At 44.6% G+C, this 23371-nt stretch carries 24 protein-coding genes; 12 read left to right on the top strand and 12 right to left on the bottom strand.

What is annotated here, in order from left to right; all coding sequences use genetic code 11:
- Positions 1 to 67: 67 nt before the first annotated feature.
- The 5 genes from pfkA to ung form a co-directional block, all read right to left on the bottom strand.
- Complete coding sequence (gene pfkA / locus EDC16_RS01020) at positions 68 to 1033, bottom strand: 6-phosphofructokinase (RefSeq protein WP_132964498.1); 966 nt, start codon at positions 1031 to 1033, stop codon at positions 68 to 70.
- A 165-nt stretch (positions 1034 to 1198) separates the two neighbouring features.
- Positions 1199 to 2098 (bottom strand): cation diffusion facilitator family transporter, encoded by a 900-nt coding sequence (locus EDC16_RS01025; protein WP_132964500.1) that lies wholly within the window; start codon positions 2096 to 2098, stop codon positions 1199 to 1201.
- Positions 2099 to 2128: 30 nt separating this feature from the next.
- Complete coding sequence (locus tag EDC16_RS01030) at positions 2129 to 2716, bottom strand: hypothetical protein (RefSeq protein ID WP_132964502.1); 588 nt, start codon at positions 2714 to 2716, stop codon at positions 2129 to 2131.
- A gap of 16 nt (positions 2717 to 2732) precedes the next feature.
- Complete coding sequence (gene yaaA / locus EDC16_RS01035) at positions 2733 to 3506, bottom strand: peroxide stress protein YaaA (RefSeq protein WP_132964504.1); 774 nt, start codon at positions 3504 to 3506, stop codon at positions 2733 to 2735.
- A gap of 92 nt (positions 3507 to 3598) precedes the next feature.
- Positions 3599 to 4276, bottom strand: a complete 678-nt coding sequence (gene ung / locus EDC16_RS01040) for a uracil-DNA glycosylase (protein ID WP_132964506.1) — start codon at positions 4274 to 4276, stop codon at positions 3599 to 3601.
- Positions 4277 to 4632: 356 nt separating this feature from the next.
- Between ung and grcA the strand changes: the two genes are divergently transcribed.
- From grcA to EDC16_RS01055, 3 genes are all read left to right on the top strand, one after another.
- Positions 4633 to 5016, top strand: a complete 384-nt coding sequence (gene grcA / locus EDC16_RS01045) for an autonomous glycyl radical cofactor GrcA (RefSeq protein ID WP_132964508.1) — start codon at positions 4633 to 4635, stop codon at positions 5014 to 5016.
- 234 nt (positions 5017 to 5250) lie between these two features.
- Positions 5251 to 6312 (top strand): NAD(P)-dependent alcohol dehydrogenase, encoded by a 1062-nt coding sequence (locus EDC16_RS01050; RefSeq protein ID WP_132964510.1) that lies wholly within the window; start codon positions 5251 to 5253, stop codon positions 6310 to 6312.
- A gap of 447 nt (positions 6313 to 6759) precedes the next feature.
- Positions 6760 to 7734, top strand: a complete 975-nt coding sequence (locus EDC16_RS01055; RefSeq protein ID WP_132964512.1) for a TerC family protein — start codon at positions 6760 to 6762, stop codon at positions 7732 to 7734.
- Between the two features lie 62 nt (positions 7735 to 7796).
- On the opposite strand, the gene EDC16_RS01060 is transcribed toward EDC16_RS01055, so the two are convergent.
- Complete coding sequence (locus EDC16_RS01060) at positions 7797 to 8399, bottom strand: peroxiredoxin C (protein WP_132964514.1); 603 nt, start codon at positions 8397 to 8399, stop codon at positions 7797 to 7799.
- A gap of 280 nt (positions 8400 to 8679) precedes the next feature.
- Between EDC16_RS01060 and metC the strand changes: the two genes are divergently transcribed.
- Positions 8680 to 9888 carry a cystathionine beta-lyase gene (gene metC / locus EDC16_RS01065; protein WP_132964516.1) on the top strand — a complete coding sequence of 403 codons (1209 nt, stop codon included), beginning with the start codon at positions 8680 to 8682 and terminating at the stop codon, positions 9886 to 9888.
- Positions 9889 to 9941: 53 nt separating this feature from the next.
- Here the strand turns inward: metC and EDC16_RS01070 are convergent, their stop codons facing one another.
- From EDC16_RS01070 to pspB, 4 genes are read right to left on the bottom strand one after another with little or no spacing between them, the layout of a single operon-like run.
- Complete coding sequence (locus EDC16_RS01070; RefSeq protein WP_132964518.1) at positions 9942 to 11054, bottom strand: TIGR01620 family protein; 1113 nt, start codon at positions 11052 to 11054, stop codon at positions 9942 to 9944.
- A gap of 15 nt (positions 11055 to 11069) precedes the next feature.
- The gene (locus tag EDC16_RS01075; RefSeq protein ID WP_416069069.1) at positions 11070 to 12488 is read right to left on the bottom strand and encodes a YcjX family GTP-binding protein; all 1419 of its coding nucleotides are present in this window, start codon (positions 12486 to 12488) and stop codon (positions 11070 to 11072) included.
- A gap of 27 nt (positions 12489 to 12515) precedes the next feature.
- Positions 12516 to 12890 carry an envelope stress response membrane protein PspC gene (gene pspC, locus EDC16_RS01080; protein WP_132964520.1) on the bottom strand — a complete coding sequence of 125 codons (375 nt, stop codon included), beginning with the start codon at positions 12888 to 12890 and terminating at the stop codon, positions 12516 to 12518.
- Positions 12891 to 12908: 18 nt separating this feature from the next.
- On the bottom strand, positions 12909 to 13145 hold the full coding sequence (gene pspB, locus EDC16_RS01085) for an envelope stress response membrane protein PspB (RefSeq protein WP_157330447.1): 237 nt from the start codon (positions 13143 to 13145) through the stop codon (positions 12909 to 12911).
- A 130-nt stretch (positions 13146 to 13275) separates the two neighbouring features.
- Here pspB and EDC16_RS01090 point away from each other — a divergent pair, with 130 nt between their 5' ends.
- From EDC16_RS01090 to EDC16_RS01110, 5 genes are read left to right on the top strand one after another with little or no spacing between them, the layout of a single operon-like run.
- Positions 13276 to 14994, top strand: a complete 1719-nt coding sequence (locus EDC16_RS01090) for an ABC transporter substrate-binding protein (RefSeq protein ID WP_132964524.1) — start codon at positions 13276 to 13278, stop codon at positions 14992 to 14994.
- A 3-nt stretch (positions 14995 to 14997) separates the two neighbouring features.
- Entirely contained in the window at positions 14998 to 15963 is a 966-nt protein-coding gene (locus tag EDC16_RS01095; RefSeq protein ID WP_132964527.1) for an ABC transporter permease, read from the top strand.
- Complete coding sequence (locus tag EDC16_RS01100) at positions 15953 to 16846, top strand: ABC transporter permease subunit (protein WP_132964529.1); 894 nt, start codon at positions 15953 to 15955, stop codon at positions 16844 to 16846. Before EDC16_RS01095 ends, EDC16_RS01100 begins: the two co-directional genes overlap by 11 nt.
- Before the next feature lie 49 nt (positions 16847 to 16895).
- Entirely contained in the window at positions 16896 to 17960 is a 1065-nt protein-coding gene (locus tag EDC16_RS01105) for a peptide ABC transporter ATP-binding protein (protein WP_132964531.1), read from the top strand.
- Positions 17960 to 18799, top strand: coding sequence for a peptide ABC transporter ATP-binding protein (locus EDC16_RS01110; protein WP_132964533.1), 840 nt, complete (start codon positions 17960 to 17962; stop codon positions 18797 to 18799). The genes EDC16_RS01105 and EDC16_RS01110 overlap by 1 nt, the downstream gene beginning before the upstream one ends.
- A gap of 109 nt (positions 18800 to 18908) precedes the next feature.
- Here the strand turns inward: EDC16_RS01110 and EDC16_RS01115 are convergent, their stop codons facing one another.
- Positions 18909 to 19199: a YfcZ/YiiS family protein gene (locus EDC16_RS01115; protein ID WP_132964782.1), complete on the bottom strand. Its 291-nt coding sequence runs from the start codon at positions 19197 to 19199 to the stop codon at positions 18909 to 18911.
- Between the two features lie 233 nt (positions 19200 to 19432).
- Between EDC16_RS01115 and EDC16_RS01120 the strand changes: the two genes are divergently transcribed.
- From EDC16_RS01120 to EDC16_RS01130, 3 genes are all read left to right on the top strand, one after another.
- Positions 19433 to 20761, top strand: a complete 1329-nt coding sequence (locus EDC16_RS01120; RefSeq protein ID WP_132964535.1) for a porin — start codon at positions 19433 to 19435, stop codon at positions 20759 to 20761.
- A 69-nt stretch (positions 20762 to 20830) separates the two neighbouring features.
- Complete coding sequence (locus tag EDC16_RS01125) at positions 20831 to 21370, top strand: methylated-DNA--[protein]-cysteine S-methyltransferase (RefSeq protein ID WP_132964537.1); 540 nt, start codon at positions 20831 to 20833, stop codon at positions 21368 to 21370.
- Positions 21371 to 21831: 461 nt separating this feature from the next.
- Complete coding sequence (locus tag EDC16_RS01130; RefSeq protein ID WP_132964539.1) at positions 21832 to 22125, top strand: hypothetical protein; 294 nt, start codon at positions 21832 to 21834, stop codon at positions 22123 to 22125.
- Between the two features lie 25 nt (positions 22126 to 22150).
- On the opposite strand, the gene rlmC is transcribed toward EDC16_RS01130, so the two are convergent.
- Positions 22151 to 23371: a 23S rRNA (uracil(747)-C(5))-methyltransferase RlmC gene (rlmC, locus tag EDC16_RS01135; protein WP_132964784.1), complete on the bottom strand. Its 1221-nt coding sequence runs from the start codon at positions 23369 to 23371 to the stop codon at positions 22151 to 22153.

The raw sequence follows: 23371 nt of genomic DNA on the forward strand, positions 1-23371 counted from the left end.
TTGCTATGCTATAAAATCAATAATGTATGTAGAAAAACAGATCTAATTCTCCACAAAAAAAGAAATTTTAGAATAAACGATTCGATAATTCTAACCAATCTTCTTTAAATGGCCGCTTCATATTATTGATAGCATCAACAATATCATGATGGACTAAGTGCTCATTTTGAATACCAACACAACGTCCAGCCTGACCTTCTAATAATAGATCCACTGCATAAACGCCCATACGAGAACCTAAAATTCTATCAAAAGCACAAGGTGTCCCACCCCGCTGAATGTGCCCTAAAATAGTTGCTCTAGTTTCAAGGTTAACTCTATCCTCAATTTCTTTAGCAAGTGCATTAACATCACAAATATGTTCAGTTACTGCAATTAAAGCATGCCGCTTTCCATTTGCAATGCTACGCTCAATTTTTTCAATCAAATCTACTTTATTAAATTGTTTTTCAGATACAACAATGTATTCACATCCACCAGCAATCGCTGCTGACAGTGTTAAATCGCCGCAATTTCTCCCCATAATTTCAATAATAGAAATCCGATGATGAGAGCTAGAAGTATCGCGTAAACGATCAATTGCGGTAACTGCTGTTTCTAGCGCCGTTTGAAAACCAATAGTATAGTCGGTTCCAGCGACATCATTATCGATTGTACCTGGAATTCCGATACATGGGAAACCATACTCTTCGGTAATTAACTTGGCCCCCATATAAGAACCATCACCACCAATGACTACCAAAGAATCAATGCCATACTGACGTAAATTTTCAACTGCTTTAGCTCGTACCGCTGGATCTTTAAATTCTGGGAAGCGAGCAGAACCAAGCATTGTCCCCCCACGATTGATAATGTCAGAAACACTGTAGCGTTCTAATTTTTCTATGTGGTTATGATATAGCCCATAATATCCATCATAAACACCATATACCTCTAATCCTGCATATAGTGCAGAACGCACCACGCCGCGAATTGCCGCATTCATACCCGGCGCATCTCCGCCACTGGTTAAAATAGCAACTTTTTGTACCATGTTGAGTTACCTTCTAATTTAATTTAAACGATTAAAATAATTGTGCGTAGAGTACACGATCCCTGAATGACTCTCTATAAAAAAATCATATTTCTGCTATTTTTTTATTGTTTGTTAACATTTTTACAATCTTATGTCTTGATTTTATGACAAACCGAAAACAGTTCATTTTTGCCTTGCCTGCGGCTCTTGCTGCACCACTGAGGTCGGCTCTTGGTGGATAATAATATCCGACATCGGAAACGCCATCAATAAACGGTTTTCCAGATTATCAGTGATTTGATGTGCTAGCCATAGCGGTAGATGATCGTCCAATTCTAAATGCAATTGTATAAAACGCACGGCGCCGGAACGACGAGTGCGTAAATCGTGCACACCGATGATATTATTTTGTGCAGAGACAATTTTCCAAATCAGCTCAATTTCACTGTCTGGCAAAGCTCGGTCGAGCAGCAGCTGTACCGCGTCTAGCAACATTCTCAGCGCGCTGATTAAAATATATACCGAAATAATCAGTGCAAAAATACCATCTGCATACACATAACCAAAGGCACTCAATCCCAATGACAACAACACTGCCACATTCATCAGTAAATCGGTTTGGTAATGTAGTTGATCCGCCTTAATTGCCGGGCTTTGAGTCTTTTTGATCACATAACGTTGATAGCGGATCAACCCTAAGGTCATCAACAGTGTTACTACGGTTACGGTAATCCCCAGACCCGCCGCTTGCAATGGCTGCGGGTTGATCACCCTTTCAACACCTTGCAACAGCAGTAAAATTGCCGAACCCGAAATAAACGCTCCTTGAATCAAGGTTGCCAATGATTCCGCTTTGCCGTGACCGAAAGAGTGATTGTCGTCCGCCGGCATCAGCGAAAAACGCAAAATCAACATACTGGTAAACGAGGCCAGCAAGTCAAGCAATGAATCAATAATCGAGGCAAGCATACTGACCGAACCAGTCTGCCACCATGCCACACTCTTGATTAAAATCAGGCAAAGTGCGGTCGCCACCGCCAACAATGAAGCTCGGCGCACCAAGCGACTATATTTTTCATACATAATGGCATTCTATTATTTATTCATGTTCTCTTATTCACACTGCCACAACCAAGGTTGCTGCTGCAATTTAGACAAATATTGACGAGCATTGGGATAAATTTGGCTGTTCAAAAAAGCCTTCTCATCATTGATTAATTTCGGTTTATTCTGCGCATAAGCATATTGCAGCTCTAAAAAGCCGCAATCACTGAGATCTCGCCCTTTAGCAACTTCTACCCCCCAATAGTCGTACTGCGCGCTAGGGCGATAAATCACGGTAGAATACAGTGTATTATCTTGAATCGACAGATCGGCAATGCTGTTTGTGCTGTGCTGATAACTGCGCTGACGCAACGCCATTCGTTGCTGTAAATTGATATTCCGTAGATTTTTATCAAAAAACAGAGTTACTTTTTCTCGGCTTAGCGCCCCTTTAGTGCCTGCTTTCGGCTCATAAACATATTTCACCATTTCAATAAGATCTACCGTTTTGCCCGGCACAAAGGTTTTGCCGTCTAGCACAACTTCGCTAGCTGGGCGAAAAACCTTGCTGTTATCTGGTAGGGGCGGTGTTGTGACACTCGGTTTTGTAACACATCCTGCCAACAAAACTACCAATAATAAACTGTAGCGCCACATACTGATTTCCTTATTTTTATTGTGCATCGCGCTTGAACACCAACTCATCGGCAGTCGACTGACTTTCATCAAACCAATACCTCCCCAAATCAAAGTTTTTCAGCGCTTCGACGTTGTCGATGCGATGTTGAATCAAATAGCGGCACATTAAACCACGCGCTTTTTTAGCATAAAAACTGATAATTTTATATTTACCGTTTTTATAATCTAAAAAGATTGGTTTGATAATCCGTGCGTTTAATTCCGCCGGTTTCACCGCTTTGAAGTATTCATCCGATGCTAAATTAATCAATAGCTTATCCTGTTGTTGATCCAGCGCTGTTTGCAACTGCTCAGTAATCACACCGCCCCAAAATTCATACAGATTTTTGCCATTAGGATTCGCCAATTTAGTACCCATTTCCAGACGATAAGGCTGCATTAAATCCAACGGTTTTAACAAACCGTAAAGCCCCGACAACATCCGCAAGTGTTGTTGCGCATACAAAATATCATCCTGATTTAGTGTTTCTGCTTCCAAACCGGTATAAACATCGCCTTTGAACGCATAAATCGCTGCTTTGGCATTGCTCCGGTTATGCTCAATTTGCCAGTCGGCAAACCGAGCAGCATTCAGCCCCGCTAGTTTATCACTGATGCTCATCAACGAACCGATCTGTGCCGGAGTCAATTGACGGCAGACCTCAATAAGCTGACGACTATAGTCAGTCAAGCTCGGTTGGGTGAATTCAAACTGCGGTGTCGTCGCTTGAAAATCGAGGGTTTTCGCCGGGGAAATAATCGCTAACATGGTGCTTCCATCAATAAGTTAAACAGGTTGCGATTGTAACAAAACTTGCATAATTTCTCTAATGGCTTTCAACTGTTCGTACAATTGGCCATTTAACTATCTAGCGTCAAAGGCAAACACCAGTCAACCGCACTTTGCCCCTGCTGCTGCAAATAGGTATTCGCTTGAGAAAAATGGCGACAGCCGAGAAAACCGCGATAAGCCGACAACGGCGACGGATGCGGCGCTGTTAACACCAGATGACGCTGACGATCGATAATCCGCCCTTTTTTCTGGGCATGGCTGCCCCACAACAAAAAGACCAGATGCTCGCGCTGTTGGTTCAACTGAGCGATTACTTTGTCGGTAAAGGTTTCCCAACCAAAATCCGCATGCGAATGTGCCTGCCCACGTTCTACCGTCAGCACCGTATTCAGCAACAACACCCCCTGTGCAGCCCAAGCGGCTAAATAGCCGTGTTGGGGAATGCGAAAGCCATCAATATCGCTCTCCAACTCTTTATACATATTCAGCAAAGACGGCGGCGGCGCAATGCCTGCTTTCACCGAAAAAGCCAGCCCATGTGCCTGATTCGGCCCGTGATAAGGATCTTGCCCCAAGATCACGACCTTCACTTGATCAAACTCGGTCAAACGAAAAGCGGTGAACACTTCATCGTGTGGTGGATAAACGGTTTTACCGCTCTTTTTGGCTTGCTCGACCCGCTCAAGAATCTGCAAAAAATAAGCCTGTTTTTTTTCCTCGCCGATCGCTTCTGTCCATGTTTTCATCACTATTTTTCTACCTTATCTTGATTCCGGTGATTCAGTTAAACAAAATTATAGAATAAAGATCGGCAAAAAGCCTAATGCGGATTTCCTCTGTGTCCAACGAGTAGGTATCAAAATACTATTTCCGCTAAATTTAAAATAATAAATGTTATTATTATGTAAACAATAAATAAATATAACGTTAACACAAGAGAATTAATTTTTTCATTTTTTTGATGCAGGTCAAATAAATCAATTTGACAAAAAAATAATCAGTTGATCTCGGTTAATTCTCCCTAAAAATATTTGAAAACTTAAACAATAGTGATAAAATTCTGAGCAATTACTTAATCCCTCATATTTATTGGAGCTATATCATGATTAAAGGTATTCAAATTACTCAAGCGGCTAACGACGCATTGTTAAACTCTTTCTGGTTGCTGGACAATGACAAAGGCGAAGCTCGTTGTTTATGTGCCAAAGGCGATTTTGCTGAAGATCAAGTAGTTGCGATCAACGAATTAGGTCAAATCGAATATCGCGAACTGCCGGTTGACGTAGCCCCAACAGTCAAAGTGGAAGGCGGTCAGCATTTAAACGTCAACGTATTACGCCGTGAAACGTTGGAAGATGCAGTCAACAATCCTGAAAAATATCCGCAATTGACCATTCGTGTTTCTGGTTATGCAGTGCGTTTCAACTCGCTGACACAAGAACAACAACGCGACGTTATCGCACGTACTTTCACTGAAAGTTTGTAATCCATTCGCTGAACTGACCGGTTATACATCAAACCGCCATTGGCAAAATTGTCAATGGCGGTTTTTTTGCTTCAATTTTAGGGTCTGTTGATCTTTATTTATATCGAAATATCCAAAATGAATGAATTTAATTCATCAGTCTATACACCGTTTATGCTGTTCCAAATGACGATTATTTCTTATACTACGCATAGGGCGTAATATTTTATTTATTCATTTATTTAAGGAAAAAATATGACTTTTACTGTACGCGGCTTTGCCGCACTGGATACCCAAAGCGATTTAGTTCCTTTCAGTTTTGAACGTCGTGAGCCGCTGGCACAAGACGTTGAAATTGAAATTTTATATTGTGGCGTTTGCCATTCCGATTTGCATACCGCAAAAAACGATTGGGGCGGCACAGTTTACCCAGCAGTGCCCGGACATGAGATCGTCGGGCGGGTAACTCGTGTCGGCAAAAACGTCAGCAAATTCCAAGTCGGTGACTTGGCAGCGGTCGGTTGTCTGGTCGACTCTTGCCGCAGCTGTTCCAGTTGTCAGCAAGATCTGGAACAATATTGCTTAAACGGCTTTACCGGCACCTATAACGATCCTGACAAGCATCTGGCAAACCAACGTACTTACGGCGGATATTCAGAAAAAGTGGTGGTTGACGAACATTTTGTCTTGAAAGTACCGAGCCATTTGGATCTAGCCGCCACCGCACCGTTGTTGTGTGCCGGCATCACCACTTGGTCGCCGTTGCGTCACTGGAATGTCGGCTCCGGCAGCAAAGTGGCAGTGGTCGGCTTGGGCGGATTGGGTCACATGGCAATTAAGTTGGCAAAAGGTCTGGGGGCGGAAGTCACGCTGTTTTCCCGCTCGCCGAATAAAAGCCAAGATGCACTGGATTTGGGCGCTGATCATGTGGTGATCTCCACCGACAAACAACAAATGCAGGCGGTAAGAGGTGAATTTGACTTGATTATCGACACCGTACCTTATGTGCATGATATTAATCCGTATGTTGCTACTTTAAACATCAGTGGTACACTGGTTCTGGTTGGCTATTTAGGTCCACTGGATCCGTTCTTGAACACCGTACCGATGATTTTGGGCAGAAAATCGGTTGCCGGCTCCGTGATCGGCGGCATTGCCGAAACCCAAGAGATGCTGGATTTCTGTGGAAAACATAATATTGTTTCCGATATTGAGCTGATCAAAATGCAAGATATCAACACCGCCTATCAACGTATGCTGAAAAGCGATGTCAAATACCGTTTTGTGATTGATATGGCATCATTAAAAAACGGGTAGCTTCGTTAAAATTTGAGTTATACCTTGTATAAAAAATCAAATCGTTGATAATAAATTCCAGTCTAGACTACTTTTTTAAGCAGCTAGACTGCTGACAAAGATTAACATACAGGTGGTATTATAAAAGTAAGGGCGGATTGTATATCCGCCTTAGACTGCTGACAAAGGTTAAAATACACGATTAATATTGTAAAAGTAGGGGCGGATTATATATCCGCTCGAACCGCACTTTACACTTTTCCTTTATTAATTAAGTGCTTATGCCGCACTTCGCAAACGGGCGGATGCAATCCGCCCCTACTTTGCCTCATCAAATATCTTTGTCAATAATCTGGGGCGGATTGTATATCCGCCTCTACTTTGCCTTATCAAATATTTTGTCGATAAACCGGCTGCTTTTTTAAGCAGTCTTTTTGATCCGTGCTTATTTTGTGGAGTATGATTTTTATGGCGAATCCCGCGTTACCTGACATCGGCAGCCCGATGTTTTATGGGATATTTTCGGTTGTGGTAGTCATTATGTTGGCGATTGATCTGTTGAGCTTGAAAAAAAGCGGAGTACACAAAGTCAGCGTCAAAGAGGCGATGTGGTGGAGCGTGGTTTGGGTCACGGTCTCCTGCTTATTTGCTCTGTGGCTGTATTTCGAACTGGCTGGCAACCCAATTTACGGCAAGAAATTCGCCGCAGAAAAAGTGATGGAGTTTCTGACCGGATACGTATTGGAAAAATCCTTATCGGTGGATAATCTATTTGTCTTCTTAATGATTTTCAGCTATTTCAAAGTACCACCACAATATCAGCACAAAGTGTTGTTATACGGCGTGCTCGGCGCCATCATCATGCGTACAGTGATGATTGGCATAGGTGCCATTCTGATTCGTGAATACGAATGGATTCTGTATATTTTCGGTGCTTTCTTAATCTACAGCGGATTTAAAATCTTCACTGCAAAAGATGAAGGAGACGGTGAAGATCTGGCGAAAAATGCCTTACTCAACTGGTTACGTCGCCGCCTGCCGCTAAGCCAACATTTCAACGGCGAGAAATTCTTGACTATAGAGAACGGTAAACGCCTGTTCACTCCGCTGGTTTTGGTGCTTATTATGGTGGAATTAAGCGACGTCGTGTTTGCCGTAGACAGCATTCCGGCGGTATTTGCCGTCACCACCGATCCGTTTATCGTGCTGACCTCGAATATTTTCGCCATTCTTGGCTTGCGCGCAATGTACTTCGTATTGGCAGACATTGCCGATCGTTTTGTTTATCTCAAATACGGTTTGGCGGTGATTTTAATCTTTATCGGAGCAAAAATGCTGCTGGTGATGGCAGGGATCCATATTCCTATCGCACTGTCGATGGCAATGGTATTCATGATTTTAATTGTGTCGATTTTAGCTTCGCTCAGAAAAAAAGTACTTTAAACCCCTTGTATAACAAAAAACCCACTAATCTATAAAATTAGTGGGTTCATCATAGGGTCTGATTACAGTGAATCTGCGTTTTTCTTCAAGTAGCTGGCAACACCTTCAGGGTTGTCTTTCATACCTTCTTTGCCTTTTTCCCACTGTGCAGGGCAAACCTCGCCGTGTTCTTCATGGAATTGCAGTGCATCGACCATACGCAACATTTCATCAATATTACGTCCCAATGGTAAATCATTAACCACTTGATGACGTACCACGCCGTGCTTGTCAATCAGGAAAGAAGCACGCAGTGCAACACCGGCTTCAGGGTGTTCGATGCCGTAAGCTTTCGAAATATCGTGTTTCACATCAGCCACCATCGCGTATTGCACTTCACCGATTCCGCCTTTTTCAGTCGAAGTCTTACGCCACGCATTGTGGGTGAATTGTGAATCGATCGACACCCCAACGACTTCCACGCCACGCGCTTGAAACTCTTTGTAGCGGTGATCAAAGGCGATCAACTCTGACGGACAAACGAAAGTAAAATCTAAAGGCCAGAAAAACACCACTGCCGGTTTGCCGGAAATGTGGCGTTTGAAGTTAAAATTATCGACGATTTCGCCGTTACCTAAAACAGCAGAAGCAGTAAAATCAGGGGCTTGACGAGTAACTAAAACCATAATTTCTCCTTAATGTATTGAATCAAATATTAATTTATATTCCATTTAGCCTAGCTTTTTAAAAAGTAATACTTTTGAGCTAATCCATTAGACTTTTTATAGTATAACGAAATAAAAAGTAAAAGTCGTGATCTATATCACACTATCACTGCCATTGGTTAAAACTATCATAAGCAAAATTCTACTCGAACAGTTGCTTCCCTCGGTGATAACGACTATCTTATTTGTCAGAGAGTTATGAATAACCGCACTTTTCCCCGTCAAGCATACAAGGATTTTTATGGCGAATTCTGATACGACCTTTAAAACGGCGACTCGACTGGTACACAGCGGCCGTCAAACCCGCTATACCCAACATGGCGTTAATCCGGTGATCCAGCGTGCATCTTCCCTCATTTTTGACACCCTGAACGATAAAAAACAGGCGACGATCCAACGCGCTAACGGCAGCCTGTTTTATGGACGGCGCGGCACCTTGACCCATTTCGCCTTGCAAGACGCAATGTGCGATTTAGAAGGTGGTGCCGGTTGCTACCTCTTCCCTTGCGGTGCAGCGGCAGTGACCAACACTATTTTAGCGTTTGTAAAAAGCGGCGATCATCTGCTGATGAGTGGAGCAGTTTACGAACCCACACAGGATTTTTGCAATCATGTGCTGAGCCGTTTAAATGTCGAAACCAGCTACTATGATCCGCTGATCGGTGCTGAAATCGCCGCATTGGTACGCCCAAATACTCGAGTACTATTTTTGGAATCACCAAGTTCGCTGACCATGGAGGTACCGGATATTTCAAGCATTGTGCGTGCCGTACGGGCGGTCAACCCTGAAATCGTGATTATGATTGATAACACTTGGAGCGGCGGCTTGCTATTTAAAGCGTTGCAACAGGATATTGATATTTCAATCCAAGCCGGCACCAAATATCTGGTCGGACATTCCGATGCGATGATCGGCACAGCGGTTGCCAATGCCCGTTGCTGGGATCAATTGCGCGAAAATGCTTATCTGATGGGGCAAATGGTTGATGCCGACACTGCTTATGTAACGGCTCGCGGGTTACGTACACTAGGTATTCGTCTGCAACAACATCACAAAAGCAGTCTAAAAATTGCCGAATGGCTGGTACAACGGCAAGAGGTACATGCGGTGTTTCACCCGGCACTGCCGAGCTGTCCCGGTCATGCATTTTTTAAACGGGATTTCAGTGGCAGCAGCGGCTTGTTTTCGTTTGAATTAAAACAAAAATTGAATCAACAGCAATTGGATGCTTTTTTTAACCATTTTCAATTGTTTACCATGGCATATTCATGGGGTGGCTTCGAATCGCTGATTCTGCATAACCAACCTGAAGAGATCGCTAAAATTCGTCCAAATATCAGCCGTAAACTGGAAGGAACCTTGATTCGGGTACATATCGGCTTGGAAGATTGCGATGATTTGATTGCTGATTTACAGGCTGGGTTTGAGCGAATTAATGCGCTGGCGTAACAAAATCAGTCTGACCGCACTTTCCGCTACCCAGTGCGGTCAAACAAGGCATTTTAGCGCATTTCCGCTTTTGTTTTATCACTGCTGAACACACTGGCGCTCAACGTTGATTTCAGGGTTGATAACAACTCTTGATGAATACTGCTCAAACGGGGTTTTTCATCGGCTTGAAATGCCAGTGGGCGACAAAACTCCATGGTTTTAATCCCCAAACGAGCTGTCAACAAGCCGACACCCAGTCCTTGTGCCGCACGGGCGGAGAGTTTTGCCATCAGGTCTTTTGACAGCCAATCCATACCAATGTCATGCACCAGTTCAGTAGCACCGGCAAATGCCATATTTAACAACACCAAGCGCAGCAGTCGAAGACGACTGAAATAGCCTAGCTCAATGCCATACAGTGCGGCAATTTTATTGATTAACGCCAAATTACGCCACGCCACAAAAAACAGATCAACCACCGCCAACGGACTGATACCGACCACAATCGCCGCTTCTGCCGCAGCTTTGCTCACCAAACTGCGTGCTTGGCGATCCCGATCACTCAGCACATTTTGGCTGAACAGATAGCCCACCTCTTCGGCTGTGTGTACCTCACTGAGCTGTTTTTGCCATTGTTGCAAACGCAGATCATCTTTAGCCAGTTGCATATTCTCGGCAATCTGCAAACAGAGCCGTTGCGCCTGCTCTCCGCTTTGCTGCGCTGAGCCAACCGCACTTTGTTGATACAGCGGTTGATACAGCGCTCTACTCTGCTGTTGCAAACGGAGTAAGCGTTTTAATTTAAATAAACGTCTGAATTCATTCCCCAGCGCAACCACGCCTAAGATCACGGCTGAAAACGTGACGATGGCAAAGGCGAAGTGAATCCATTGATTCTGCTGCCAGCTGTCCAGCAACCACTGCACCGATTGCGCCACCACTGCAACTAAAAACAGCCCGACAGTCATCATCAGCGCAGTTTTCCACCAACGTGGCTGCGGCACTATGTTACGTTGAATTTGTTGCTCAAAGCGGGTTTCACTATCCAATCCGCTCAGATTGCTCTCGCTCTCGACGTCGTCAAAAATCTCATCAGTGGCAAATTCTTTCTTCTGCTGCAAATTCGGTTGTTCAGACTGCATTTGTCCGTCTTCTATTAACGATTCAAAATATTTTTTGCTCATATCAACAACCCCTAATTAATCCAGTTTATCCGCCAATAGAAATTGCAACACTGTATCCATTCTCAAGTGCGGTATCCGTTCTGCTTCCAGTGGCAACGGCTCGAATTGGTCAAATTCAAAGCGATTTTGCTGCCAAAAATCGGCATTTGGCAAACGTGACGGCACACTGCCCGGAAATAGCGTCACCATCTGTTTATCTTTGCTACGAACCCCTTGCAACGCTTTTACCATCTGCCCGTTATCTTTCACTATCACCGGCTTAGTCGCCCGGATGGAGGCAATGGCAGTGTAATCATTTTTCACACCAGCAAAATTAACGTGTTGCCCGCCCTCTTGCACCAATTGCCTCATCAAACTGATTAAGTTCGGCAGTTGATCGGCAGTGACATGATCGGCTTTGCTGGCAACAAACAACAGCTTGTCAATCTGCGGCGCAAACAAGCGATGCAGCAAAGTGCGGTTGCCGTAGTGAAAATTACTGAACAGTTGCCGCAAGCTCTCTTTAGTTTCGTTAAACGCCTGCTGACTGTAATTCAGCGGTGTCAGGCAATCCGCCAAAATAATTTGGCGATCAAATTTGCTGAAATATTTTTGATAAAAGCGTTTGACGATTTTTTCGCGATAATATTCATAGCGTTTTTGCAGCAGTGCAAAATAGCTGTCATGGCCGCTCTTTTTTTCCAACTCTTGCCATTGCTGCGGCGACAACTGGGTCAACGGGAAGAATTGCAGTGCCGGCGCACCTTGATATTCTCCCGGCAACACAAAATGTCCCGGTTGAATAAATTGCAGCCCTTGTGCTTTGCATGCGAACAGATAATCGGTATAACTTTTTGCCAACCGTGCCAACACGTCTTCGTCGGCTTTGGCGCTCAAATCCAACGTTTCCACTTGCTTCAGCCAGTCTTGCGCCAACTGTTGCCGTGCCCCAAAATCCAGTTTTTGCAAACTTTGTGACCACTGTTTAAACGAGGTTTCCAATAACGGTAAATCGAGCAGCCATTCGCCCGGATAATCAAAAATATCCAGATACAACGTGCCTTCTTGCTTGAGATGACGCAACAAACCATCACTACGACGAAAACGAATCGCCAAACGGGTTTCGCCCACGCCGCGCGTCGAAGTCGGCCAAACGGGCGGCTGTTGTTTCAGGCAAGCCAAATTGGCTTCGTAATCAAAGCGCGGAATACTCCAGTTTTCTTGATCAACCCGCTTGACCGCCATAATTTGTTTGTTGCGGGCTGCCGCAAACAACGGCAAGTGGCTGTTGTCATACTGATCAAGGGTTAAAAGTTGGTTGACCAGACTGGTGATAAACGCAGTTTTTCCGCTCTGGCTCAAGCCGGTGACGGCAAGGCGCAAAGTGCGGTCAAAACCTCGGTTTACCCAGTCGTTCAATTCGCGTTTTACCGAATGTTGGATTGAAGCAAACATTAAATTAAACCTGTATTATCGTCATAGTTACGGCGTTGGGCGTTTAAAATCGCTCGAACGGGTATAATTTTCCAGCTGCCCGATGCGGCGTGTCAACATGGTGAACTCCATCTCTAAATCCACCAATTTTTGATTGGCACTCGCCCCTGCCTGCCAAGTTTTCTCTTTTAATGGCGTTTGATCGAACAGCGATTGGTACGGATCTTGCTGATAGTAACTGTCAGGTACTTTGTCCAACACCAGCGCTGCGGCGACATAAGCAATCAACATCACAAAATAGCCGCCAAACAAAAACAGCAACACCGCAATCAGCCGCACCACCCACGTTTCCAAACCGCTGGCTTTCGCCAAACCGACACACACGCCAGAAATGATACCTTGTTGTGGATAACGATAAATCATGATTATCTCCTCAGCAGGCTACTGCGACTTGCGCCAGTCCGGCTGCCGATAGTCCAGCAACGCTTCCAGTTGTTCAACCCGTTGACGCAATGCTTTCGCCTGTTCATTCAATTGTTGGATCTTAGCTTTATCTTCCATCGTTAGCCCCGCGCCGATTTGCTGCTTGCTTTTGTAGTGCATATACAGCCAAAACGGCAACACCAACAGGCAGAAAATAAACGCAGAAATTGATAACATCACAATTGTCCAAAACATAAACATTCTCCTTTGACAACCCGTTACAATATTAAATTATGCCTGACAATCAAATCGGCATAAAGAAAATAGCATTCTCCGACAAGATAAATTACAATTTAACTCTATTTTATTAAGCCAGTATTAAGCCATGTGTTTATATAAAAAAGTGCGGTTCTGTTTTTTCAGTTTATTCCTAAACTTAGCAGCTTTCAGTTTGCTCAGTCACAGCGTGTCGGCTGCGCCGCGTATTCCCGATGAACTGTTGAATAATGGCTTGATCTACTGCACTCACTCTACAGGCTTCTCGTTTAATCCGCAAACAGTGGATGTCGGAACCAGTATGAATGTGGTGACAGAACAGATTTATAACAAGCTTTTTGATATAAAAAATGATAAAAGCAAAAAGATTATTCCAGCCTTGGCAACCGGCTACCGTTTTTCCGATAACCAAAAAACCCTGTTAATCAATTTACGCAAAGGGGTAAAGTTTCATCAAACAATCTGGTTTACCCCTAGCCGTGACTTGAACGCCGATGATGTGGTGTTTTCCCTGAACCGAGTATTAGGGCGGTTATATTCCTATCCGACACCGGAACAAGAACAGAGCCGCCAACAAAATAACCCGCAATATCAGATATATTACGATCTGGCGCGCCAAAACCGCTATCCATATTTTGACAGCATTGATTTCAACGGCAAAATTGCCAGTGTCAGCGCAGTTTCGCCCTATCAGGTGAAAATTGAATTGAACGCACCGGACTCTTCGATTCTGGATCATCTTGCCAGTCAATATGCTGTAATTCTGTCACAAGAATATGCCTTGCAGCTGAGCGCCGATGACAATATCGCTCAACTGGATACCCTGCCGGTCGGCACCGGGGCTTATCAAGTCAGCGACTATTTTCGTAACCAATATGTCAGATTACAGCGCAACGATAATTATTGGGGCAAAAAGAGCGGTATTAAAACCGTCGTGGTGGATCTCTCCAGCAGTCGATCCGGTCGGTTAGAAAAAATGTTGAATCAAGAATGCGATATCATGGCATTTCCCGAAGCCAGTCAGGTAGAAAACCTACTCTCGGACAAACAACGTTTTAGTTCGATCTCGGTGGACGGCATGAACCTGGCTTTTTTAGCATTTAATATGAATCAGCCGTTGACTCAAAATACCACATTGCGCATTGCGCTGGCGCAAGCGATTAACCGTGAACGCCTTGTCAAACAAATCTATTTTGACACCGCTGAAGTCGCCAATACGATCATTCCAAAAAGTTCGTGGGCATCACAATTCAATATGCGCGCTTTCGCCTACGATTATCAGCCGGAAATTGCTAAACAGTTTTTACAAGATAAAAAATTAACCCTGAACTTTTGGGTACTGACTGACAATCAGGTGTATAACCCTAATCCGGTGAAAATGGCGGAGATGATCCGCTTTGATTTGGCGCAAGCCGGGGTTCAGGTCAAGATGAAATATTTACAACGCAACGAATTAGAGCATTTGCTACTGTCGGGGCAAGACGACTACCACATCATTCTCGGCGGTTGGCTAGCGGGCAGTCTTGACCCGGACGGTTTTTTACGTCCGATTTTGAGCTGTCATACCAACAATGCGCATACCAACATTGCCAACTGGTGCAGTCAAGCATTCGATCAGGTACTGGATCGCGCCCTGAAAACACCGATGCAAATTTCACGCGCTTTGGATTATGATATTGCACAGCAATATGCGCTCAATCAAGTGCCGTTGCTGCCGATTGCCAATGTCAAACGCTTGATGATTTATCATAATCGGGTACAAAATATGAATATGTCACCACTCGGCACGCTGCGTTTTGCCGAATTGGAACTGCGGCAGGAGAGATAAACAATGCTATTACATTTTCTTCGCCGTGCCTTGCTGACCTTGATCACGCTGTTTATTCTGTCGCTGATCAGCTATCACATTTTGATGCGTGATCCGTTGAATGCGATTCTTGCCAAACCGCACTTTTACTCCGGCTATCTCAACTATATGCAACACCTGTTTTCCGGCGATCTTGGCATCAGCTATTTGGACGGGCAGCCTTTATTGGATCAAATTTTGGCAGTTTTCCCTGCGACGATCGAATTGTGTATCTTTGCATTGTTTTTGGCGATGTTGCTCGGTCTACCACTGGGTTTCTGGGGGGCATTCAATGCTAAGCACTGGCTGGGCAAAAGCATCCGTTTCGGCTCGGCGTTCGGGATCTCGTTGCCGATATTTTGGATTGCGCCTATCGTGTTATATTTTGCTGCCAGCTATCAATGGGAAATTTCCGCCATCGGGCAGTACTATCCGCTGTATCAAATCAAGACCATCACCGGCTTTGCTAGTATTGATGTCTGGTTTGGTGAACACCCTTACCAGCTGAAAATTATCCAAAACGTATTTCAGCACTTGGCATTACCGGTGTTGGTGTTGACGATTGCGCCGCTGATGGAAATTATTCAATTGACCCAAAACCGTGCCGAAAAAGTGCTCAGCGAAAACTATATCAAAGTAGCAGAAACCCGTGGTTGGTCAAAAGTGAAAATTGCACACATTATCTTGCTCAGAAATACTTTGCCACCACTGATGCCGCAACTAACCCGCACTTTTACCATGCTGTTGGCAATGTGTATGCTGATCGAAAATATTTTTAGCTGGCCGGGCATCGGACAATGGCTGATCAATGCGGTGGAACAGCAGGATTACAATGCCATCTCCGCCGGCATGATGATTATCGGTTTATTCATTATCCTGATTAACATGTTCAGCGGTTTTTTAATGTTTATCTCAGATCCGTTTAATCGCAAAGGTTGGTATGTTAGATAAAGAGCCTGAAGAGTTTCGCTTCACTTCGCCTGTGGCGGAGATTTGGCGACTTTTTCGTCGTAATAAAGTAGCGCTGATGTGCGGCTATCTGCTGTTAGCGTTATTGTTGCTGATGTTCTTTGCGCCGCTGGTCGCCCCCCATGACATCAATATGCAGTTTGTCGGGCAAGAGCTGCTGCCGCCGTCGTGGAACAGCGAAGGCAAAATCAGTTTCTTTCTGGGCACCGATGATCTGGGACGCGATCTACTCAGTCGGATTATCGTCGGGCTGCGCTATAGCTTTGGCGGCAGCTTAATCGTAGCGCTGCTCACGCTATTAATCGGTGGGGCATTAGGCGTGATCGCCGGTACCGGGCAAGGAATTAAATCAAATATTTTAGGGCATTTTCTAGACGCTTTTCTGTCGATTCCGATTTTGTTATTGGCGATCATCATCGCTACCTTGCGCCAACCCAGCCTGCTGAATGCCATTTTGGCAATTTTGCTGGCTTCACTGCCCTATTTTATCCATCAGGTCTATCTGGCATTACAAACCGAAATCAATAAAGAGTATGTGATTATGCTGCGCTTGGACGGTGCTTCCAAAGGCTATCTGATTAGCAAAGTGATGCTGCCGAATCTGCTGCCGGTTTTTATTCGTCTCACCAGCCGCATTTTTACCCTAGCGATGTTGGATATCAGCGCCCTGAGTTTTATCGCTCTCGGCGCACAACCGCCGCTGCCGGAGTGGGGCGCCCTGATTCGTGAGTCTATCGATCTGATTTATTTGGCTCCTTGGCTTTCGGTTCTGCCGGGTTTCGCTTTGATATTTGTGATTATTACCGCACTATTATTCAGCGACGGCTTGGCAAAAGCAATTGAACGTTACTATCGTAAAATATAAGCGCAAAATATAAGCGTAAAATATAAGCCGATTTAATTAAGGACCAATTATGGCATTACTGGATATCCGTAATCTAACCGTTGAAGTCAATACCCCACAAGGTAAAGTAAAAATGATCGACAACCTTAACCTGACGGTTAACGAAGGCGACATTTGCGGTTTGATCGGCGAATCCGGCTCCGGTAAAAGCTTGGTTGCCAAGATTATCTGCAACTCCGCCAAACCTTCCTGGACAATTACCGCCGATCGCTTTCGCTTTAACGATATCGAATTACTAAAATTAAACCCGAAGAAAAGGCGCAAACTGATCGGCAAAGAAATTGCAATGGTTTTTCAGGATCCGCTCTCTTGTCTGGATCCCAGTCGTAAAATTGGTAAACAGTTGCGCAATGCGATTCCCTCGTTTTCTTACAAGGGCTCAGGCTGGAAATGGTGGCGTTGGTTCGGTTGGAAAAACCGTAAAGTCATCGAGCTGTTGCATCGAATCGGTATTAAAGATCACCAAGATATTATGCACAGTTACCCGTTTGAAATCACCGAAGGTGAAGCACAAAAAGTGATGGTTGCCATGGCAGTCATCAACCAACCGCGCCTATTGGTCGCAGACGAACCGACTCACGCCTTGGAAGCCACTACCCAGTTGCAGGTTTTCAAACTGCTTTCCAGCATGAATCAAAACCTGAATACCACTATTTTGTTAACCAGCAACGAGTTGAAAACCGTCAGCGAATGGTGCGATTGCTTTACGATTGTCTATTGTGGACAAACGGTCGAAAGCGGCAGCAGACAAGCTATCTTAGAAAAACCGCACCACCCTTACACCGTGTCATTGCTCAACTCCATCCCGGATTTCAGCCAACCTTTAGCGTTAAAAAGCCATTTAAACACTTTGCGCGGCAGTGTGCCGTTGCTGAATAACCTACCGGTCGGCTGCCGGCTCGGCCCACGCTGTCCGTTTGCACAAAAAAAATGTATACAAAAACCACCACTCAAAAAAATTAAGCAGCACGAATTTGCCTGTTATTTTCCGCTGAATATCCGTGAACATGAAAATATCCAGCATAATAACGCCTTTACTCCGTTGACCATTACCGAAACAAGTGAACACGCATAATGGAAAAACCACAAATCAATTCCGATCGCTATTTATTGCAAGTAGAAGATCTCAGCAAATCTTTCCGTGATCACAATGCCTTCTGGCATAGTGGCTCTTTTGCCGCTGTCTGCGATATTTCATTCAGCTTGGAAAAAGGCACGACACTGGCGATTGTCGGTGCAAACGGCTCCGGCAAATCCACGCTGGCAAAGATGATCAGCGGCGTCACCAAACCAACCAAAGGACGAATTTGGTTTAAAGGTCGCGAGTTGGAATTTGGCGATTACCAGTCACGCTGCCGTCATATCCGCATGGTGTTTCAAGACCCCGACAACAGCCTGATACCGCACTTGAACATTGGACAAGTGTTGGATACGCCACTGCGCTTGAGCACCCCATGGGACGAAGAACAACGCAACCAAAAAATTTATCAGACCTTGCGCTTGGTCGGCATCTCGCCCGACCACGCCAATATCCCGATTTACACCCTGTCACAAAGCCAAAAACAGCGGGTCGCACTGGCAAGAGCGGTGATTCTGGAACCGGAAATTCTGGTGTTGGACAATGCGCTGTCTTCTATGGACGCTTCGGTGAAAACCCAACTGATTAATTTGCTGCTTAACTTGCAAAAACAGTTGGGGATTTCCTACATCTATCTGGGGCAGCATGTGGGGATTATCAAACACATTTCAGATAATATTCTGGTGATGAAAGCCGGGCATATGGTTGAATACGGCAACACCCGCGAGGTGTTGACCAATCCGTCTGACGACTTCACTCGCCGTTTGATCGAAAGCCACTTTGGACACGCCTTAGACGCTTCCGCTTGGGAACCGGATTCAGCCATTTTTGAATAATCAGAGGTTAAACCGTCTATACGATATCAAAGTGCGGTATTGAGGCAGATAATATTGATAACAATAACGCCGACATAACATCGGCGTTGCAAAACTGATTGATAAGCACTTAGCGGGTTGAAAGTTGGAAAATCATACTTTCCGCTTGGCAACTGAATTCAAAATCCGCCTTCAGCAAATAGCCATCGTCAACCTTCGTGACCGCACTTTTGATGGTCGCAGGGTCACTTTCTGCTTGACGTGCTTTTGCGGTCAAATATTGCAGTGCTTCTTCAGCTTGCTGCTCAGTCGCATACACCTGCTCAAATTGTACCCCGCAATCTTCATTGTCGATAATCGTACCGACATCGACGCAACAACATACTTTACTCTCTTCTGCTTTACATTTTTGCTCTGTCATCATGTTCTCCAAATAGTCAAAATTGCCTCAAAGTGCTCGTATCTTATCACAAAACCATACTATAAAAAATCTATAACAACTGAAGCTGATACGCTAACTCCGCCAATACAATAGTAAATATGCGTTAATATCACATAAATAAACAAAAATATTTGCGCTAACGATCAGTATTGATTAGAATTCTTAACATTTTTACAACCTGATCATTTTTTATTTATTAATGGAACCTAATTATGTTTAAACTAAACAAATTGACTCAAACGCTACTCGCCACCAGCATCACCCTCTCCGCAGGCTATGCCTCTGCCGCGGCTTTTCAGCTGGCTGAAATCTCCACCTCTGGTTTGGGGCGTGCGTATGCCGGTGATGCTGCGATTGCAGAAAACGCCTCCGTAGTCGCCGTCAACCCGGCATTAATGACCCAATTCAAACGCCCTGAAGTCTCGGTCGGCGGTATTTATATCAAACCTGACGTCAATTTGAACGGGAAAATTGATTCGGTTAACGGTATCCCGATGAGTGCTTATGCCGCAGCCGGAGTAAAAGATGATGCATCTCACAATAACATTGCCAAAGGCGGCTTAATTCCAAACCTATATTATGTGCACCCAATCAATGAAAAATTTGCTGTTGGCGGTGGTGTCAATGTCAATTATGGTTTGGCAACTGAATTTGGCTCCAGCTACTCGGCCGGTGTTTTCGCCGGAAAAACCGATTTAACCACTATCAATTTTAATCTGAGCGGGGCTTACCGTTTGAACCAAAACTGGAGCTTCGGTTTGGGCTTAAACGCAGTGTATGCCGATGCGTTGGTTGAACGCCACTTAGGGGTTCGCGGCACACTCGCTAATTTATCTCCGGCAACCCGCTCGCTGGGCTTATCCGAATCCACCGTGGCTGCCCGTTTGGAAGGTAAAGAGTGGGGCTATGGTTGGAATGCCGGTGTGGTGTATGAATTCAATGAGCGCAACCGTATCGGGCTTGCCTACCACTCTCATGTGGATATTAAGTTTAAAGGCGATTTCTCCAATCAATTACCGCTGGCAATGGGCGGAACTGCCGGTGCAGTAATTCCCGGTTCGTTAACACTGAATCTGCCGGCTTACTGGGAAGTTGCCGGTTTTCACCGCTTAACCGACAAATTCGCCGTGTCTTACAGCTATAAACAAACGCTTTGGAGCCGCTTTAAAGAGTTAGACGCCAAAGGCAGTAACGGTAATCAGTTATTCCACAAAAATGAAAACTTTAAAGACGCTTCGCGGATTGCGTTGGGTGTCAGCTATGATTTCAGCGAACAATTCACACTGCGTACCGGTATCGCCCATGACGAAAGCCCGGTACAAAAAGGCTACCACTCTATTTCCATTCCGGATGCTGACCGCACTTGGCTAAGTTTGGGCGCCACCTACCGCTTCACGCCGGATCTGTCAGTGGATGTCGGCTACGCCCACCTCATTGCCAGCGACAACACCTTTACTGAAAATGAAAGCAATGTCAAAGCCACCTTTAATTCTAAATCGAAAGCCGATATTTACGGTCTGACCCTGAATTACCGCTTTTAATCTGCGATAAAACAGGAAATAATGGCACAATCTGTACAACGCAGACTGTGCCATTTTTTTGAGGTTAATATGACAAACACCAATACAATTTACTACTGTTTTCACCCTTCCCCTGTCGGCAAACTGTTATTATTGGTGAAAAATAATGCTTTAATTGGTATTGAATTTGAAAAAGAACAGCACCCGATTCAAGCGGCTTGGCAACAATCCGACACGCAACCGGTTCTGTTTGCCACTAAGATGGCGTTAGACCGTTATTTCAACGGCGAAAAAGAGCACTTTTCTGACATTCCACTGGCACCGCAAGGCACACCGTTTCAGCAACAGGTTTGGCAAGCCTTATTGGCAATTCCTTATGGACAGTTCAGCAGCTACGGCGAACTGGCACAACAAATCGGCAATCCGAAAGCGGTGCGCGCCGTAGGCGGTGCAGTCGGACGCAATCCAATCAGTATCATCATTCCATGCCACCGTATTCTGGCAAAAAATAGTGCTCTCACCGGTTTTGGTGGTGGCTTGCCGGCAAAACGCTATCTATTACAACAAGAAAATATTGCCTATCTAGATCGCGGTATCGAATACGTTAAAGAGAAACTGCAACGCTACTAGAGTCTGTTGATGCTTGTTTATAATTTGAGCTATAGACTGTTTTCGTCAATACAAGGCGGAGAACAAAATCCGGCTATTAAACTTAATAGCCTCCTTCCTCTTTACATTACTACTATCTCACCAATTTATTCCACTGAAAATCCCATTAAAAAATCTCAACCAACCTTGAGGCTGCACAATTATTGCAATTTATGTAAAAAAATGTTTTAATGCGAAAATAATTTAATCAGAGTGTAATACGACTAGTGCAAACAAGGGCAAACGATCTCTACCAAGCAAATCAATCGATTTGGCATAGAATCTATTTAGCATAGGTACACACTTTCGTTTTTTCTCTTCCCTGTTTCATTCAGCAGACCACATTTTGTGCTTTTAGTGCTGATTATCAGGCGACTAAATCGGTATCTCAAAATTCAAACGTGACAACCTCTTGCTGAGCATATTTCTTATGGAAAACATAAATGAGTAATCATCAAATGCTACAAAATACATTCCTAATCGGTTTGATGACCCTTCTTATGTTATCTAGCCCGACGGGCTTATCACAGCAAACCATCGAAACCTATACCAAACAAGTCAATCAGGGCTATATCCGAGATTTTGCATTACAATGCATATTACCGGAAGAAAATATGAAAGCGGTGCCACCGCAAAAAATTGTTCTTGAAACGAAGAGAATCGACACCGTAAAAGCCGATCCTTATACTCGATCTGCTAACGTCACTGTGGTTATTGATAATGCTGTAACACCTTAAATCATCTTATGCAAAGTGCGGTCGGCTATGCGGAAATGGGCAAAGTAGAGGTCAACGCTTTGTGTTGTAACAACAACAAAACTTCATAATGATGGGTATGTGGGAACATATCGAACAAGCGTATTTTACTGATCTGGTAATCACTGAGCTGTAGCAAATCCTTGCCCATACTCACGGCATTACAGCTGGAATATAAAATATAGTCTGGGGCAAAATCATTTAAAAAATCGGCTAGTTCGCTGCCGATGCCACGTCGTGGTGGGTTGACAATCACCAAGTGCGGTTTTTGCCGGCTCTCGTCGGCAATGGCAAAGGTAGCGGAATCAAGCGACTGAAAACTGACCGCACTTTGCTCTGCCGGACTTAAACCCGATTGTTCAAGTGATAAACGGGCGCTGGCAATGGCTGAGGCAGAAATTTCAATGCCGATCAATGAAATAATCTTATCCGGCTGCGCTTGCCGCAACGCTGCTAAACAATGCAATCCAAAACCACCGACACCACAAAAAAGATCCCAAAAGTTTGAAATCGACAGTGTACGCAGCCAATCCTGCGCTTGATAATAAAGTGTGCTCGCCACTTGCGGATTCGTTTGAAAAAATCCTTGTGGGCGGATGAACAGCGGAATACCGTTAAACCGTTCTTCCAACACCTGTTGCTCGGTCAGAAAAATTTCCTGTTCGCCCTCTAAAATCGCGGCGTGCTGCGGCTGAATATTCAACGAGACTACTGCCAATTGAGGCAATCGCTGTAATAAACCATCTAATTCACGCCGAATTAACGGCAGTTTTACCTCACTGCGCAGCACAAACCGCAACATCAGTTTTTCACTGTAACGGCTCTCGGTCAGCAAAATATATTTCAATTCACCTTTGCGCTTTTGTAGGTTATACGGCACTAGACCAGCTCGGGCGATAAAATCTTTCAATACCGGAAACAGCGCCTGAAAACGTGACGGATAAAGTGGGCAATCACATAAATCAACCGCACTTTGCGGATCATTCGGATCGTTGGCAATGCCTAAAATCGGGCGCTCGACACTGCCACTGACCACCATTTTGGCTTTATTGCGAAATTGGCTTAACTCGGAGCAAAACGGCTCAAGCCATTGTGTTACACGCAAATCAAATGCCGCCAACTGCCGTTGCAGGTGCTGCTGTTTGCGTGCCAATTGTTGTGCATAAGGCAACTCAAGCCATTGGCAAGAACCGCATTGCTGCTGTTGAAAATGTCGACAAGATAACAA

The organism is Testudinibacter aquarius (genome assembly GCF_004342725.1).
GTDB classification, from domain to species: domain Bacteria; phylum Pseudomonadota; class Gammaproteobacteria; order Enterobacterales; family Pasteurellaceae; genus Chelonobacter; species Chelonobacter aquarius.